This window comes from Pseudomonas sp. SWRI50, assembly GCF_014269095.1.
GTDB lineage: Bacteria > Pseudomonadota > Gammaproteobacteria > Pseudomonadales > Pseudomonadaceae > Aquipseudomonas > Aquipseudomonas kermanshahensis.
Map to the genome: position 1 here is coordinate 123,130 of NZ_JABWRW010000010.1, position 15,072 is coordinate 138,201.

The following is a 15,072-nucleotide window of genomic DNA, read 5'->3' on the forward strand; positions in this document are numbered from 1 at the left end:
CTTCGCAGCACAAGGCTGCTCCTACAAGGAAGGGCTAAACCCTATGTTCAATACGAAGTTCGTCATCCTCAAGGCCCGCACGTAAGACTCAGCGGCTACCAAAGCCCAGTCATGCGCACGTCTTTGTAGGAGCAGCCTTGTGCTGCGAAGAGGCCCGTATGCCTGGCAAAGATGTAGTAGCCGTAAGGGCCTCTTCGCAGCACAAGGCTGCTCCTACAGTGATCGAGGCATGGGTCCACGAAGTGGCACTTATAGCCCAGCATGAATAGCCAGCCATCACTCCTGTTCGGCAAACGCCTGCTCGGCATCCCAGCCGCCGCCCAGCGCGGCAATCAGTTGCACACTGGCCACCAACCGCCCCTGCAGCAGGTTCAGCACACTGCGCTCGTTGCTCAGCGCGGTGGTCTGCACGTTCACCACATCCAGGTAGCCAATCAGCCCTGCACGGTACTGATTTTCAGTCAGGCGCAGCGACTCACGCGCCGCGTCCAGTGCCTCCTGGCGCACCACCGCTTCATCGCCGTACACCTTCAGCTGCACCAGGAAGTTCTCCACCTCCTTGAAGCCATCCAGCACGGTCTGGCGGTACTGCGCCACGGTCTGGTCGTACACCGCGACGGTGCGGTCCACCTCGGCGCTACGCTTGCCCGCATCGAACAAGGTCATGGCCAGCGAAGGCCCCACCGACCAGTAACGGTTCGGCAGTTCGATCCAGTTGCTGAAGCTGCTGCTGGAATACCCGCCACTCATGCTCAGGCTCAGGTCGGGGAAGTAAGCGGCCCGCGATACCCCGATATTGGCATTGGCTGCCATCACATTGCGCTCGGCCGAGGCAATGTCCGGGCGGCGTTCGAGCAACTGCGAGGGCAACGTCACTGGAATTTGCGGCAGCGCTGGGATGGTCTTGCTGTCTGCCAGGGCAAAATTCGCCGGGGCCTTGCCCAGCAACACGGCAATGGCATTTTCGAACTGCGCACGCTGCCAGATCAGGTCGATCAGGTCCGCCTGGGTGCTCTTCAGCTGCGTGCGCGCCTGCGCCACCGCATCCGGGCCAGACACACCGGCACGGTATTGGTTTTCAGTCATGCGCAGCGAGCGTTCGTAGGTGGCCACGGTCGCTTCCAACAGGCGCTTCTGCTCGTCGATCACACGCAACTGCAGGTAGTTCTGCACCAGCTCCGACTGCTGGCTCAGGCGGATCGAGGCAAGGTCGGCGAAGCTGGCTTCGGCACTGGCTTCGTTGGCGTTCAAGGTTTCACGCAGCTTGCCCCACAGGTCGATTTCCCAGCTCACGCCGAGCTGGGTGTTGTAGGTGTTGCGGATGCCGCTGCTGTTGTTCGACAGGCTGGAGCTCGAGCTACCAGTACCCTGGGCTGAACGGTTCTTGCTGGCGCTCAGGTCCAGGCTGGGGAACAGCGCGGCGCGGCTGCTGCGCACCAGGGCCTGGGCCTGACGGTACTGGGCCTCCGACTGCGCAACCGTCTGGTTGCTGCGGTTGAGCTCTTCAACCAGCGCATTGAGCCCGGCATCGCCGTAGACTTCCCACCAGGCGCCACGGGCGATCGCGTCCGAGGGCTTGGCCTGGGTCCAGCCCTCGGCCTGCTTGTACTGCGCCGGGGTGCTCAGCTCGGGGCGGTGGTAGTCCGGGCTCAGGGTACAGGCACTGAGCAGCGCCACGCACAGACTGGCGCCGAGCAGACGCGAGCCACGCCCCAGGGTCAATGACTGCAGGGCACGGTGAAGCGGTGTCTGGGCAAAATTCATAGCGGGGTTTCCAGAGCGGCGTCGGTGCGCACGCCGCGCCAATGGTTGAAACGGTGACGCAGGCGGTCGAGGTACAGGTAGACCACCGGCGTCGTATAAAGGGTGAGGATCTGGCTGAAGACCAGGCCGCCGATGATGGTCAAGCCCAAAGGCTGGCGCATTTCCGCCCCCTCGGCACGGCTCACCAGCAACGGCAAGGCGCCGAGGATGGCCGCCAGGGTGGTCATCAGGATCGGCCGCAGGCGCAGCAGGCAGGCGCGACGGATCGATTCCTCCGGCGACAGGCCTTGTTGGCGCTCCAGCTGCAGGGCCAGGTCGATCATCAGGATCGCATTCTTTTTCACCACGCCGATCAGCAAGAACAGGCCCAGCAGCGAGATCAGGCTGAACTCGCCTCCAGTGACGTAGAGCGCCAGCAAGGCACCGACGCCGGCCGAGGGCAGGGTCGACAGAATGGTCAGCGGGTGAATGTAGCTTTCATACAGAATGCCCAGCACCAGGTACACCAGCACCAGCGCGCCCAGAATCATGAAGGGTTGGCCCTCCTGGGTCTTGGCAAAGGCGTCGGCGGTGCCACCGAGTTTGGCGATGACTTCCTCGGGCAGGCCAAGCTTGGCCACCGCCCGCTCCACTGCAGCCATGGCCTGGTCGGGGCTGTAGCCTTCGGCGACGTCGAAGGCGATGTCTTCGGAAGCGAACTGCCCTTCGTGGCTGACTCGGTCATTGGCCAAGCTGTTTTCGTAGTGGGCGATGGTCGACAACGGCACGCGGGCACCGTCGCTGGTGATCACCTGCACCTGTTCCAGCGTGCTCGGGTCCCAGGCGTATTTCGGGTTGATCTCCAGCACCACCTGGTACTGGTTGAGGCTGTCGTAGATGGTCGAGATCTGCCGCTGGCTGTAGGCGTTGTTGAGCACCGTGGTCACCATGTCCATGTCGATGCCCAGGCGCTTGGCCTGATCACGGTCGACCACCAGGGTAACCTGCGGGGTACCCGCGCCATCACGGGCGTCGATGGCGGTCAGTTCGGGCAATGCGCGCACCGCCGCGACCACTTTCGGGAACCACTCGCGAAGGGCCGCCAGGTCGCCACTCTGCAAGGTATAGAGGTACTGCGACGACGTCTGGTCACGCCCACCGCCACCTAACTGCAGGTCCTGGTCGGCCATCAGGAACAGCCGCCCGCCGGGCACCTTAGGCATCTCTTTGCGCAGGCGCTCGATCACCTTCTGGGCATCCATCTTGCGCTCGCTGATCGGTTTCAGGCGCACAATCACCATCGCATTGTTGGTGCCGCTGTTGCCGCCGATGAAGCCAGCAACGCTCTGTACCGCAGGGTCGGCCAGCAAGGCGCGGCGGTAGGTTTCCATCTTCGGCTGCATCACGCTGAACGACAGGCCATCGTCACCACGGATAAAGCCAATCAATTGGCCGGTGTCCTGCTGCGGCATCAGCGTCTTGGGCACCACCACATACAACGCGATGTTGATACCGATGGTGGCCAGCAGACTCAGCAAGGTCAGGCGCTTGTGCCGTAGCACCCAGCCGAGGCTGCGGTCATAGCCGTTGACCATGCGCTGATGAACCTTGTCGCTCCAGCGCTGCAGGCGGCTCTGTTCGGCCTGGTGCGGTTTCAGCCAACGGGCGCAGAGCATCGGCGTGAGGGTCAGCGAGACCACCAGCGAGACAATGATTGCAGCCGCCAGGGTGATGGAAAACTCCTGGAACAGGCTACGTACGATACCCCCCATGAACAGAATGGAGACGAACACCGCCACCAACGAAACGTTCATCGACAGCAGCGTGAAGCCCACTTCCTTGGCACCGAGGAACGCCGCACGCATCGGCGGCTGGCCGTCCTCGATGTGCCGGGAGATGTTCTCCAGCACCACAATGGCATCGTCAACCACCAGGCCCGTGGCCAGGATCAGCGCCATCAGCGACAGGTTGTTGAGGGAGAAACCGCACAAATACATGACCGCGAACGTGCCTACCAGTGATACCGGCACTGCCAGGCTGGGGATCAACGAGGCACGCAGGCTGCCGAGGAACAGGTAGACAACCAGAATCACCAGCCCCACCGCGATCAGCAGCGTGTGCTCAGCCTCCTTGAGGGTGGCCTTGATCACCAGCGAGCGGTCCATGGCCACGTTCAGCTGCACGCTGGCTGGCAACAACGACTGCAACGCCGGCAACTGCGACTTGATCTGGTCGACCGTCTCGATGATGTTGGCGCCGGTCTGGCGGTTGACCACCAGCAACACCGCGCTCTGGTCGTTGAAGAAGCCGCTGTTGTAGCGGTTTTCAACGCTGTCTGTGAGGGTGGCGACGTCGGACAGGCGCAGGATGGTGCCGTTCTGCTGGCGTATCACTACCGGCTCGTAGTCCTTCGCCGTTTCCAACTGGTCATTCGCCCGCACCTCCCAACTGCGCTCGGCATCCTCGACGAAGCCCATGGGCCGGCGTTGGTTGGCGTTGGACACGGCGGTACGCACCTCGTCCAGCGACAGGCCGTACTGGTTGAGCAACTGCGGCTCCACCGAGATGCGCACGGCGGGCAGCGAACTGCCGCCGATCTGCACCTCCCCTACCCCGGATACCTGGGCCAGGCTCTGGGACAGGATGGTGTCAGCCAAATCGTACAACTGGCCTTTCTTCAGCACGTCAGAGGTCAACGACAGCACCATGATCGGTGCCTGCGAGGGGTTGATCTTCTTGTACGTCGGCATGCTGCGCATGCCACTGGGCAGCAGGTTACGGGTGGCGTTGATCGCCGCCTGCACCTCACGCGCCGCACCGTCGATGTCACGGCCCATTTCGAAGCCGATGACCACCCGCGTCGAGCCCTGGTTAGAGCTACTGGTCAGCGTAGTGACGCCCGCGATACTGCCCAGCTTGCGTTCCAAAGGCGTGGCCACCGTGGCGGCCATCACCTCCGGGCTGGCGCCGGACAGGTTGGCCTGCACCACGATCACCGGGAAGTCCATCTGCGGCAGCGGCGCAACTGGCAACAGGCCGAAGCTGACGCCGCCCAGCAGCATGATCGCCAGGCTCAGCAGCATCGTCGCCACCGGGCGACGAATAAACGGTCCGGACAGGTTCATGCCTCAGCCTGCTTGGCATCAGTGGCCGGGCGCCAGCGACGGGCCAGGCGGTCGAAGTACAGGTAGATGACCGGCGTAGTGAACAGTGTCAGCACCTGGCTGACCAGCAGCCCGCCCACCATCACCAGGCCCAGCGGCTGGCGCAGCTCGGCACCGGACCCGGTCGCCAGCATCAGCGGCACGGCGCCGAACAGCGCGGCCAACGTCGTCATCAGAATCGGCCGGAAACGCAGCAATGCGGCCTGGTAGATGGCGTCCTGCGGGCTCATGCCCTGGTTGCGCTCGGCTTCCAGTGCAAAGTCGATCATCATGATCGCGTTTTTCTTGACGATGCCGATCAGCAGGATGATGCCGATGATGGCGATCATCCCCAGGTCATTGCCACTGATGAGCAGCGCCAGCAAGGCCCCCACCGCCGCCGAGGGCAAGGTCGAGAGAATGGTCACCGGGTGGATGTAGCTCTCGTAGAGCACACCCAGCACGATGTACATGGTCACCACCGCAGCGAGAATCAGCAGCAAGGTGCTCGACAGCGAGGCCTGGAATGCTTCTGCAGCGCCCTGGAAGCGGGTCTGCACGCCGATCGGCATGCCGATGTCCTGCTGCACCTGTTCGATCACCTTGACCGCCTCGCCCAGCGACGCGCCATGGGCCAGGTTGAACGACATCATCACCGCCGGGAACTGGCCGATGTGCGAGATCGCCAACTGCGCCTGGCGCTGCTCGATACGGGCCAACGCCGACAGCCGCACCTGGCCGCCATCGGTGGCCTTGACGTGGATCGACTCCAAGGCCTGCGGGCCGATGCTGGCGGCGGCTTGCGACTGCAGCACCACGCGGTACTGGCTGGCCTGGGTGTAGATGGTCGAGATCTGCCGCTGGCCAAAGGCGTCGTACAAGGCGTTGGTGATCTGCGAAACCGAGATGCCCAAGCGGCTGGCCATGTCGCGGTCGATCACCAGGTACACCTGCAGGCCCTTGTCCTGCAGGTCGCTGGCCACATCGGCAAGCTCTGGGCGCTGTTGCAGCGCCTGCACCAGCTTGCCGCTCCACTGCGCCAGCAGGTCGGCGTCAGGTGACGACAGGCTGAACTGGTACTGGGTGCGGCTGACCCGGTCCTCGATACTCAAGTCCTGCACCGGCTGCATGAACAGCCGGATACCCACCAGCTTGTCGAGCTGCGGCTGCAGGCGGCTGATGACCTCGCCAGCGGTCACATCCCGCTCGCCGTGCGGCTTGAGGTTGATCAGTAGGCGCCCGCTGTTGAGCGTGGCGTTGTCGCCATCCACGCCGATGTAGGACGACAGGCTCTGCACCGCCGGGTCCTGCAGGATCACCTTGCTCAGCGACTGCTGGCGTTCGCTCATGGCGGCGAACGAAGTCGACTGTGGCGCCTCGGAAATACCCTGGATCACGCCGGTGTCCTGCACCGGAAAGAAGCCCTTGGGCACGGCGATGTACAGGACCACGGTGAGCCCCAGGCTGGCCACGGCCACCAGCAGGGTCAGCGGCTGGTGTTTGAGCACCCACTGCAGGCCACGGCCATAATGTTCGATGAGCCAGTCGATCCAGGCGCCGCTGGCGCGGTAGAAACGGCCCTGCTCTTCTTCCTTGGGCTCACGCTTGAGCAACCGCGCGCACATCATCGGCGTAAGGGTCAACGACACGACCAGGGAAATCAGAATCGCCACCGCCAGGGTGATGGCGAACTCGCGGAACAGGCGGCCGACCACGTCGGCCATGAACAGCAGCGGAATCAGGACCGCGATCAGCGAGAAGGTCAGCGATATGAGGGTGAAGCCAATCTGCCGGGCGCCCTTGAGCGCGGCCTGCATCGGCGTTTCGCCTTCTTCGATGTGGCGGGAGATGTTCTCCAGCATGACGATGGCGTCATCCACCACGAAGCCGGTGGCAATAGTCAGAGCCATTAGGGTCAGGTTATTGACCGAGAACCCGGCCAGGTACATCACGCCAAAGGTGCCGATCAACGACAGCGGTACGGCGATCGAGGGGATGATGGTGGCGCTGAAACGGCGCAGGAACACAAAGGTGACCATGACCACCAGGACGATGGCGATCAGCAGCTCGTGCTGCACGTCCTTGACCGCGGCGCGGATGGTCTGGGTGCGGTCGGTCAGTACCGACACGTCCAGGCCGGCAGGCAGGTTGTCGGTGATCGAGGGGAGCAGTTCCTTGATCCGGTCGACCACCTCGATGACGTTGGCGCCCGGCTGGCGCTGGATATTCAGCAACACCGCCTGGTTTTCGTTGGCCCAGGCCGCGAGGCGCTCGTTTTCGGCACCATCGACGATCTCGGCGACATCCTTCAGGCGCAGCGGCGCGCCATTGTTATAGGACAGGATCAGGTTGGCGTATTCCGCAGGGGAGCGCAGTTGATCGTTGGCATCGAGCATCGACACCCGGGTCGGGCCATCGAAGTTGCCCTTGGGCTGGTTGACGTTGGACGCCCCGATCAGCGTCCGCACGTCCTCGAGGTTGAGGCCGTTGGCGGCCAACGCATCGACGTTGACCTTGATACGTACCGCCTGACGCTGGCCGCCAGCGATGCTGACCATACCCACGCCACTGATCTGGGCAAGCTTCTGGGCCACACGGGTGTCGACCAAGTCGTTGAGCTTGGGCAGCGGCATGGTCTTGGAGGAGATGGCCAGGGTCAGCACAGGCGTGTCGGCTGGGTTGACCTTGTTGTAGACCGGTGGCGCCGGCAAGTCGCTGGGCAGCAAGTTGCTGGCAGCGTTGATCGCGGCCTGCACCTGTTGCTCGGCAACGTCCATGTTCATGTCGAGGCTGAAACGCAACGTCAGCACCGACGCCCCGCCGGAGCTGGTCGAGGCCATCTGGGTCAGCCCCGGCATCTGCCCGAACTGGCGTTCCAGCGGCGCGGTGACCGCACTGGTCATGACTTGCGGGCTGGCCCCTGGGTACAGGGTCATGACCCGGATGGTCGGGTAGTCGACCTGCGGCAGCGCCGAGACTGGCAGCAGCTTGTAGGCAATCAGGCCGGCCAGGACGATGGCCAGCATGCTCAGCGTGGTGGCGACCGGGCGCAGGATGAACAGGCGCGAGAGGTTCATGCGCCCGCCTTGCCTGCTTCACCGGCTTGGGCCGAGCCCTTGGCGTCCTGGCCCTGCAGATGCTGGCCTGGGGTGGTTGGCACCTGCGAGCTGTCTTCGACCACCTCTACCTTGGTGCCTTCACGCAGGCGATCGGTGCCTTCCAGCACCAGGCGATCGCCGGCAGCCAGGCCTTCGACAATCACGCTGTTCTCGCCATCGCTGGCGCCGACCTTGAGCTTGCGGATATTGACGGTGTTCTGGGCGTTGACCACATAGGCAAAGGTGCCATCGTTGCCAAACTGGATAGCCGCAGCCGGGGCCAGCACCACCTGTTTGAGGGTGTCGGCCAACAGGCGCACATTGACGAACTGGTTGGGGAACAGCGCCAGGTCCTTGTTCTCGAAGCGGCCCTTGAACTTGAGGGTGCCGGTGGTGGTGTCGATCTGGTTGTCGATACTGCCCAGTACCCCGGTGGACTGCAGCTTGCTGTCGCTGCGGTCCCACGCCTCGACCGGCAGGCTGGCGCCGCTGCGGTAGCGTTCCAGCACGGTGCTCAGTTCGGTTTCTGGCAGGGTGAACGCGACGTTGATCGGCTCGGTCTGGGTGATGACCACCAGCGCGGTAGCGTCGTTGGCAGCCACCAGGTTGCCCAGGTCAAGCTGGCGCAGGCCTACCCGGCCATTGATCGGCGAGCGGATCTGGGTGAAATCGAGGTTCAGGCGCGCATCGCTGACCTGTGCCTGGTTGGTCTTGACCAGGCCTTGGAATTGCGCGACCTGGGCTTCTGCTGTGTCGAGGGTCTGCTTGGCGATGCTGTCCTCGGCATACAGGCCTTTATAGCGCGCCAGGTCGACCTGGGCGTTTTTCAGCTGTGCCTGGTTCTGCGCCAGGGTGCCTTCGGCCTGCTGCAAGGCGATGCGGTAGCTGCGAGGGTCGATCTCGGCCAGCAGTTCACCAGCCTTGACCTGTTGGCCTTCCTTGAAGTGGATCTTGACCAGCTCACCGGCCACACGGCTGCGCACGTTCACGGTGTTGGTCGCGGTGACCGTGCCCAGCGCCTTGTAGTACAGCGGGAAATCGCCCACCCGAACCGGCTCGACACGCACCGGCACCGGGTCGCTGGAGGCCCCGAAACCTGGGCGCCCGCCTTTGCCCATGCGCCCGCTGCTGGCTTCTTTATGTGCAGGCGATGCGGGCCACAGCCACCAGGCCAGCAAGGCCACCAGCAGCAGGATCAGCAGGCCGACGAGCCAGCGACGGGGGGAACGGGAATTGGACGCTTGCATGGGTTGAACGAACCTTGTTCGGAGTGACGACTTGGGAGGGTTGAACGATAAGCACTGGCATCGTTTTAGCAAAGGCCCTTTACCAGAGGTTTACCTTTGCCTGACGTTGCCAAAACACTGAACTTTAAACGAAAACGGCCCGGAAATCGTTCCGGGCCGTTACAGGGTGTTGCTTGGAGCGGTGGGCGGGGCTGGAGTTCCCTTACTTCAGAACAGCCAGCGCAGCCTCGTAGTTCGGCTCGTCAGCGATTTCACCGACCAGCTCGCTGTGCAGCACGTTGTCGTTTTCGTCCAGCACGACCACTGCACGTGCAGCCAGGCCAGCCAGCGGGCCGTCGGCGATGGCCACACCGTAGTTTTCGAGGAACTCGGCGCCACGCAGGGTCGACAGGTTCTTCACGTTCTCCAGGCCTTCGGCACCGCAGAAGCGCGCCTGGGCGAATGGCAGGTCGGCGGAGATGCACAGCACCACGGTGTTGGCTACATCGTTGGCCTGGGCATTGAACTTGCGCACCGACGTGGCACAGGTTGGGGTGTCGACGCTCGGGAAGATGTTCAGCACCTTGCGCTTGCCGGCGTAGTCCTGCAGCGACTTGTCAGCCAGGCCTTCACCCACCAGCGAGAAGGCTGGCGCCTTAGCACCGGCTTGCGGCAGGTTGCCCTTGACCTGAACCGGGTTGCCTTTGAGAGTCACTTGAGCCATGGACGAAATCCTTATGCGGGGTTTGAAAAGGACACCGAGTTAAGCATGAAGGCGGCCGGGTGCCTATGGGTGAAGCAAAAATTGTTTTATTGCCAGACAATTCTTGTGGACAAAAAAATGCCCAGGTCGCAACAGGCGACCTGGGCATTGCGTGTCACCGGCGGTGGATCAGCTCAGCAAGCCGTAAACCACCGACGTCAGCGCAACCACGCCAACCGCGACCACGAACACGTTGGACATCGCCCCACTGTACTTGCGCATCGAAGGCACGCGGCGAATGGCGTACATCGGCATCAGGAACAGCAGCACCGCGATGATCGGGCCGCCCAGCGATTCGATCATGCCCAGAATGCTCGGGTTGAGGGTGGCGACGATCCAGCACACCACCAGCATCAGCGCCGCGACCACGCGGTCCAGGGCTTTGGCGCCCGGGCGCGCGCCGGTTTTGGCAATAATGCCTTTCAGGCCTTCACTGGCACCGATGTAGTGGCCCAGGAACGACTTGGCGATAGCAATGAAGGCAATCAGCGGTGCGGCAAACTCGATGGTCGGGTTGCTGAAGTGATTGGCCAGGTACGACAGGATCGACAGGTTCTGCGCCTTGGCTTCCGCCAGCTGGGCGCTGCTGAGGGTCAGCACGCAGCTGAAGACGAAGAACAGCACCATGGCCACCATCAGCAGGTGGGCGCGGGCGAGGATCTGGCCGCTGCGCTCATCGGCATGCTCGCCGTAACGGCGCTTCTGGTCGACCGCGAACGCCGAGATGATCGGCGAGTGGTTGAACGAGAACACCATCACCGGAATCGCCAGCCACACGGTGTGCAGGAAGGCCGAGCCCGACGGCAGCTGGGTGGCGCTGTCGAGAATACCACCGGTCCAGTGCGGTACCAGGTACAGGCCCAGCAGCGCCAGGGCCACGATGAACGGGTAGACCAGCAGGCTCATGACCTTGACCGTGGCCTGCTCACCGCAGCGCACGATGGCCAGCAGGCCCAGGATCAGCACGAACGACAGGATCGCCCGCGGCGGCGGCGTCATGTGCAGCTGGTGCTCCATGAAGCTGGTGACGGTGTTGGTCAGCGCCACGCTATAGATAAGCAGGATCGGGAAGATGGCGAAGAAGTACAGCACGGTGATCAATGCACCGGCGGTAATGCCGAAATGCTCCTCGACCACTTCAGTGATGTCCCCGCCCTTGCGCCCGGAGAGGACGAAACGGGTCAGGCCACGGTGGGCGAAGTAAGTCATCGGGAAGGCCAGCACGGCCAGGATGATCAGCGGCCAGAAGCCACCGAGGCCAGCATTGATGGGCAGGAATAACGTACCTGCGCCGATGGCGGTGCCGAACAGGCCCAGCATCCAGGTGGTGTCTTGACGTGCCCAGCTGCCCAAGGCTGCCGGGGTCGATTCTTCATAGCGCCGTTCGACGCTTGGGGCCTGCTCATTCATTCCGGGTGTAGCTCCACTCGCAAGACTGCAACAGGGCTGGGAATGGCGAACCAGACGCTTCGCGCTCCCCAACCAAAAAAGAGGGGCGCGATTGTGCACTGAAAGTGGGCGGTTGCGAAGCCCCGTCCGAGGGACGGTTGCACTTGTCATGACAACTGGGTGAAACCGGGGGCCGCTTCGCGCCCCTTTCGCGACGCAAGGCCGCTCCTACAGGTGTTGCGCGAAGCGGCCCCTATCACATCACTTCTGAACGGCGGCGAACGCCTCGGCAACCCGTTGCAGGTTGGCCGGACGCAGGCCGGACATGCATACCCGGCCGCTGTCGATCAGGTAAACGCCGAACTCGTCACGCAGGCGACGCACCTGCTCGACGCTGAAACCGGTGTAGCTGAACATGCCGCGTTGGCGCAGGAAGAACTGGAAGTCCTGGCCTGGCAGCAGCGTGGCCAGCGCATCGACCAACGCCTGACGCATGTCCAGGATGCGTTTACGCATCACTTCGACTTCAGCCGCCCATTGGGCATTGAGCGCGGCATCGCCCAGTACGCCGGCGACCAGTTGGGCACCGAAGTTGGGTGGGCTGGAGTAGTTGCGGCGCACGGTAGCCTTGAGCTGGCCGAGCACGCTCTGCGCGGTGGCGTCATCGTCGCAGACCACCGACAGGCCCCCTACCCGCTCGCCGTACAGCGAGAAGATCTTCGAGAACGAGTTGCTGACCAGGCACGGTACGCCGGCACGGGCCATTTCACGGATGGCGTAGGCGTCTTCCACCAGGCCTTCACCAAAGCCTTGGTAGGCGATGTCGAGGAACGGGATCAGCTGACGTGCCTTGACCACTTCCACCACCTGCTGCCACTGGTTCTGGTCCAGGTCGGCGCCGGTCGGGTTGTGGCAGCACGGGTGCAGCAGCACGACGCTGTTGGCCGGCAGGGTCTGCAGGGTTGCCAACATGCCGTCAAAGTCGACGCCACGGCTGACCTGGTCGAAGTACGGGTAGGTATGCACCTTGAACCCGGCACCTTCGAAGATGGCGCGGTGGTTGTCCCAGGTCGGGTTGCTGACCCAGACTTCGGACTGCGGGAAGTAGCGCTTGAGGAAGTCGGCACCCACTTTCAGTGCGCCAGAACCACCCACGGTCTGCACGGTGGCCACGCGGCCGCCGGTCACGGCCGGGTGATCGGCACCGAACAGCAGTGCCTGGATGGCTTGGCGGTAGCTGGCAAGGCCTTCCATCGGCAGGTACAGCGACGCTTCGTGAGCAACGCCTGCGATGCGTTTTTCGACGGCATCCACCGCCGCCAGTTGTGGCACCACGCCGGCTTCATCGTAGTACAGGCCAATACTCAGGTTGACCTTGTCGGCGCGGGGATCGGCCTTGAAGGTTTCCATCAGCGAAAGGATCGGGTCGCCGGCATAGGCATCGACATGTTTGAACACAGCGTGCAGCTCCTTGGATCAGGACAGTTCGGAATGGCTGCCCTGAGGATACCCGGAGTCGCGGTGGAGGAACATCACCGATTGTGCAGGTTGTCTATGCAAGATTGCACAGCCCTAGATTCGTGCTGCCTGTAACGGCCCTTTCGCGGGTAAACCCGCTCCCACAACGCCAAACCTGTGGGAGCGGGTTTACCCGCGAAGAGGCCGGTTCAGGCAACTAATGCCTTGAGGCCCTGCAGTTCCTGCTCGGTCAATGCCACGCCCTCTTCCTCGGCCACCTCGCGCTCGCGGTAACGCCGCTCCCCGGGCATCCGCGTCAGGCCCACGGCCTGCATCTGCTCCACCAGCTCGCGGCTGCGCTGGGCGAACCGCTCGCCTTCGGCCTTGCTTGGGTCGATGACGATGATCAACTGCCCGGTCCAGGGCGTTTTGGCCCCAGGGTGCGAGGACCAGTCGAACTCCCACGAGAAATGGCCGCCCGTCAGCGCCGCCGCCAGCAGCTCGACCATCATCGACAACGCCGACCCCTTGTGCCCGCCAAACGGCAGCAAGGCGCCGCCTTCGAGAATGGCCTTGGGGTCGGTGGTCGGCTGGCCGTTGGCATCTACGCCCATGCCCTCGGGCAACTGCTGGCCGGCCCGTGCAGCGATCTGCACATCGCCATGGGCCATGGCGCTGGTGGCCATGTCAAAGACGATCGGATCATGTTCGGCACACGGCGCGGCAAAGGCGATGGGGTTGGTGCCAAACAGCGGTTTGCGTGCACCATGCGGCACCACGCAGGTCATGCTGTTGACCACACTCAGGGCCACCAGGCCCTCTTCGGCGAACGGCTCTACATCCGGCCACAGCGCCGCGAAGTGGTGCGAGTTGTGGATCGCCAGCACTGCGATGCCGGCATTGCGTGCCTTGGCCACCAACAGCTCACGGGCCGCCGCCAGCGCCGGCTGGGCAAATCCGCCCGCTGCATCGACACTCACATAGCCAGCCGCCACATCGCTGACCTTCGGCCTGGCCTGGCCATCGACCCAGCCACTGGCCAAGGTCGAGACATAGCCCGGAATACGGAACACGCCATGGCTGTGAGCACCATCGCGCTGGGCGCTGGCGCAGTTGTGGGCCAGCACCTGGGCCACGGTCTCGCTGCAGCCATGACGCTGGAGGATCGCCTGCAACAGGTTCTGCAGCTCGGTATAAGGCACACGCACGGCAGTGCCAGTGGAAGGTGCGGACATCTGAAGCTCCTTGTTGGAATTAGAGTGGCTACAGCGTTGCAACGACAAAAACTTTCCTGCATGTGACAGCTATCTGTCAAATATTGACTTGATGACAGAAAACATTCATTTTCTATCGCAAGCCTCACCCCCGGAGAAACAGCATGAGCCAACCGATCAAGCAACGCCTGGAAAACAGCCTGCAAGGGGCTGCCGCCTCAGGCCGCACGATCGCCAGCTACATGCTTGCCAACCTGCACGAACTGCCCTTTCAGACCTCGGCCAGCATCGCTGCCAAGCTGGGTGTCAGCGAATCCAGTGTTGGCCGTTTCTGCCGCTCGTTAGGTTATGCCCACCTCAAGGCGCTCAAGCAAGACCTGCAGAACGACCTGGGCGATGGCCCGTGGCTGGTCGGTGACCGCCTGCAAGACTACCGCCAGAACCATGATGCCAGCGACAACGCCGGCAGCCTGGAGCTGGAAATCGCCGCCCTGGTGCGTGTGCACGAGTACCGCCAGAGCGAGCCCTGGCATCGCGTGGCACAGCGCCTGGCAAGCAAACCACGGGTGTTCATCGCCGGTTTTCAGACCGAGCGCGGCGTCGCCATGTGCATGAGCCACCTGCTGCAGTACCTGCGCGATGGCGTACAACTGGTCGACCTCAGCGCCGGGCACTTCGGTGAGGTGCTGTTGGGCCGCGCCGAAGACAGCGCACTGGTGGTGTTCGAGGCGCGTCGTTATTCCCGCCACGCCCTGCAGCTGTGCCAGAAGGCGCGCGAGGCTGGCATTGCGGTCACCCTGGTGACCGATACCTTCTGTGACTGGGCCGATGCCAACGCCGACGAGGTGTTCCGCATCCCCACCGAATTCAACCTGTTCTGGGAATCCACCGCGACCATGCTGTCGTGGGTGCACCTGATGGTCAACGAGGTCTGCAAGAAGCTCGGGCCGGATGTTGAAAAACGCTTGGAAGCGACTGCCGCTCTACATAACGAATTCGTCGGCTACACCTCGTGGCCGGCGGGAAAACAACAATAGC

The 15,072-nt window shown here is 63.2% G+C and carries 9 protein-coding genes; 1 reads left to right on the top strand and 8 read right to left on the bottom strand.

The features are described 5' to 3' along the window. Positions 1 to 276: 276 nt before the first annotated feature. From HU750_RS13255 to HU750_RS13290, 8 genes are all read right to left on the bottom strand, one after another. Positions 277 to 1,764, bottom strand: coding sequence for an efflux transporter outer membrane subunit (locus HU750_RS13255; RefSeq protein ID WP_027593591.1), 1,488 nt, complete (start codon positions 1,762 to 1,764; stop codon positions 277 to 279). Further along, on the bottom strand, positions 1,761 to 4,868 hold the full coding sequence (locus HU750_RS13260; protein WP_027593592.1) for an efflux RND transporter permease subunit: 3,108 nt from the start codon (positions 4,866 to 4,868) through the stop codon (positions 1,761 to 1,763). The genes HU750_RS13255 and HU750_RS13260 overlap by 4 nt, the downstream gene beginning before the upstream one ends. Then, positions 4,865 to 7,963 (bottom strand): MdtB/MuxB family multidrug efflux RND transporter permease subunit, encoded by a 3,099-nt coding sequence (locus HU750_RS13265; protein ID WP_027593593.1) that lies wholly within the window; start codon positions 7,961 to 7,963, stop codon positions 4,865 to 4,867. The genes HU750_RS13260 and HU750_RS13265 overlap by 4 nt, the downstream gene beginning before the upstream one ends. After that, positions 7,960 to 9,231, bottom strand: a complete 1,272-nt coding sequence (locus HU750_RS13270; protein ID WP_027593594.1) for an MdtA/MuxA family multidrug efflux RND transporter periplasmic adaptor subunit — start codon at positions 9,229 to 9,231, stop codon at positions 7,960 to 7,962. The genes HU750_RS13265 and HU750_RS13270 overlap by 4 nt, the downstream gene beginning before the upstream one ends. Positions 9,232 to 9,433: 202 nt before the next feature. Further along, entirely contained in the window at positions 9,434 to 9,934 is a 501-nt protein-coding gene (tpx, locus tag HU750_RS13275) for a thiol peroxidase (RefSeq protein ID WP_027593595.1), read from the bottom strand. 168 nt (positions 9,935 to 10,102) lie between these two features. After that, positions 10,103 to 11,383, bottom strand: a complete 1,281-nt coding sequence (locus HU750_RS13280) for a serine/threonine transporter (protein ID WP_027593596.1) — start codon at positions 11,381 to 11,383, stop codon at positions 10,103 to 10,105. Between the two features lie 240 nt (positions 11,384 to 11,623). Continuing rightward, complete coding sequence (locus HU750_RS13285) at positions 11,624 to 12,820, bottom strand: amino acid aminotransferase (protein ID WP_027593597.1); 1,197 nt, start codon at positions 12,818 to 12,820, stop codon at positions 11,624 to 11,626. Between the two features lie 209 nt (positions 12,821 to 13,029). Then, entirely contained in the window at positions 13,030 to 14,055 is a 1,026-nt protein-coding gene (locus HU750_RS13290) for an Ldh family oxidoreductase (RefSeq protein WP_186680271.1), read from the bottom strand. A 143-nt stretch (positions 14,056 to 14,198) separates the two neighbouring features. On the opposite strand from HU750_RS13290, the gene HU750_RS13295 reads away from it, so the two are divergent. Beyond that, positions 14,199 to 15,071: a MurR/RpiR family transcriptional regulator gene (locus HU750_RS13295; protein ID WP_027593599.1), complete on the top strand. Its 873-nt coding sequence runs from the start codon at positions 14,199 to 14,201 to the stop codon at positions 15,069 to 15,071. The last annotated feature ends 1 nt before the right edge of the window (position 15,072 follow it).

What these genes read in the sequence shown, in the direction of transcription:
- HU750_RS13270 (WP_027593594.1), bottom strand. Translation starts at nt 9,231, where the DNA reads ATGCAAGCGTCCAATTCCCGTTCCCCCCGTCGCTGGCTCGTCGGCCTG.
- HU750_RS13280 (WP_027593596.1), bottom strand. Translation starts at nt 11,383, where the DNA reads ATGAATGAGCAGGCCCCAAGCGTCGAACGGCGCTATGAAGAATCGACC.
- HU750_RS13255 (WP_027593591.1), bottom strand. Translation starts at nt 1,764, where the DNA reads ATGAATTTTGCCCAGACACCGCTTCACCGTGCCCTGCAGTCATTGACC.
- HU750_RS13265 (WP_027593593.1), bottom strand. Translation starts at nt 7,963, where the DNA reads ATGAACCTCTCGCGCCTGTTCATCCTGCGCCCGGTCGCCACCACGCTG.
- HU750_RS13290 (WP_186680271.1), bottom strand. Translation starts at nt 14,055, where the DNA reads ATGTCCGCACCTTCCACTGGCACTGCCGTGCGTGTGCCTTATACCGAG.
- HU750_RS13295 (WP_027593599.1), top strand. Translation starts at nt 14,199, where the DNA reads ATGAGCCAACCGATCAAGCAACGCCTGGAAAACAGCCTGCAAGGGGCT.
- tpx (WP_027593595.1), bottom strand. Translation starts at nt 9,934, where the DNA reads ATGGCTCAAGTGACTCTCAAAGGCAACCCGGTTCAGGTCAAGGGCAAC.
- HU750_RS13260 (WP_027593592.1), bottom strand. Translation starts at nt 4,868, where the DNA reads ATGAACCTGTCCGGACCGTTTATTCGTCGCCCGGTGGCGACGATGCTG.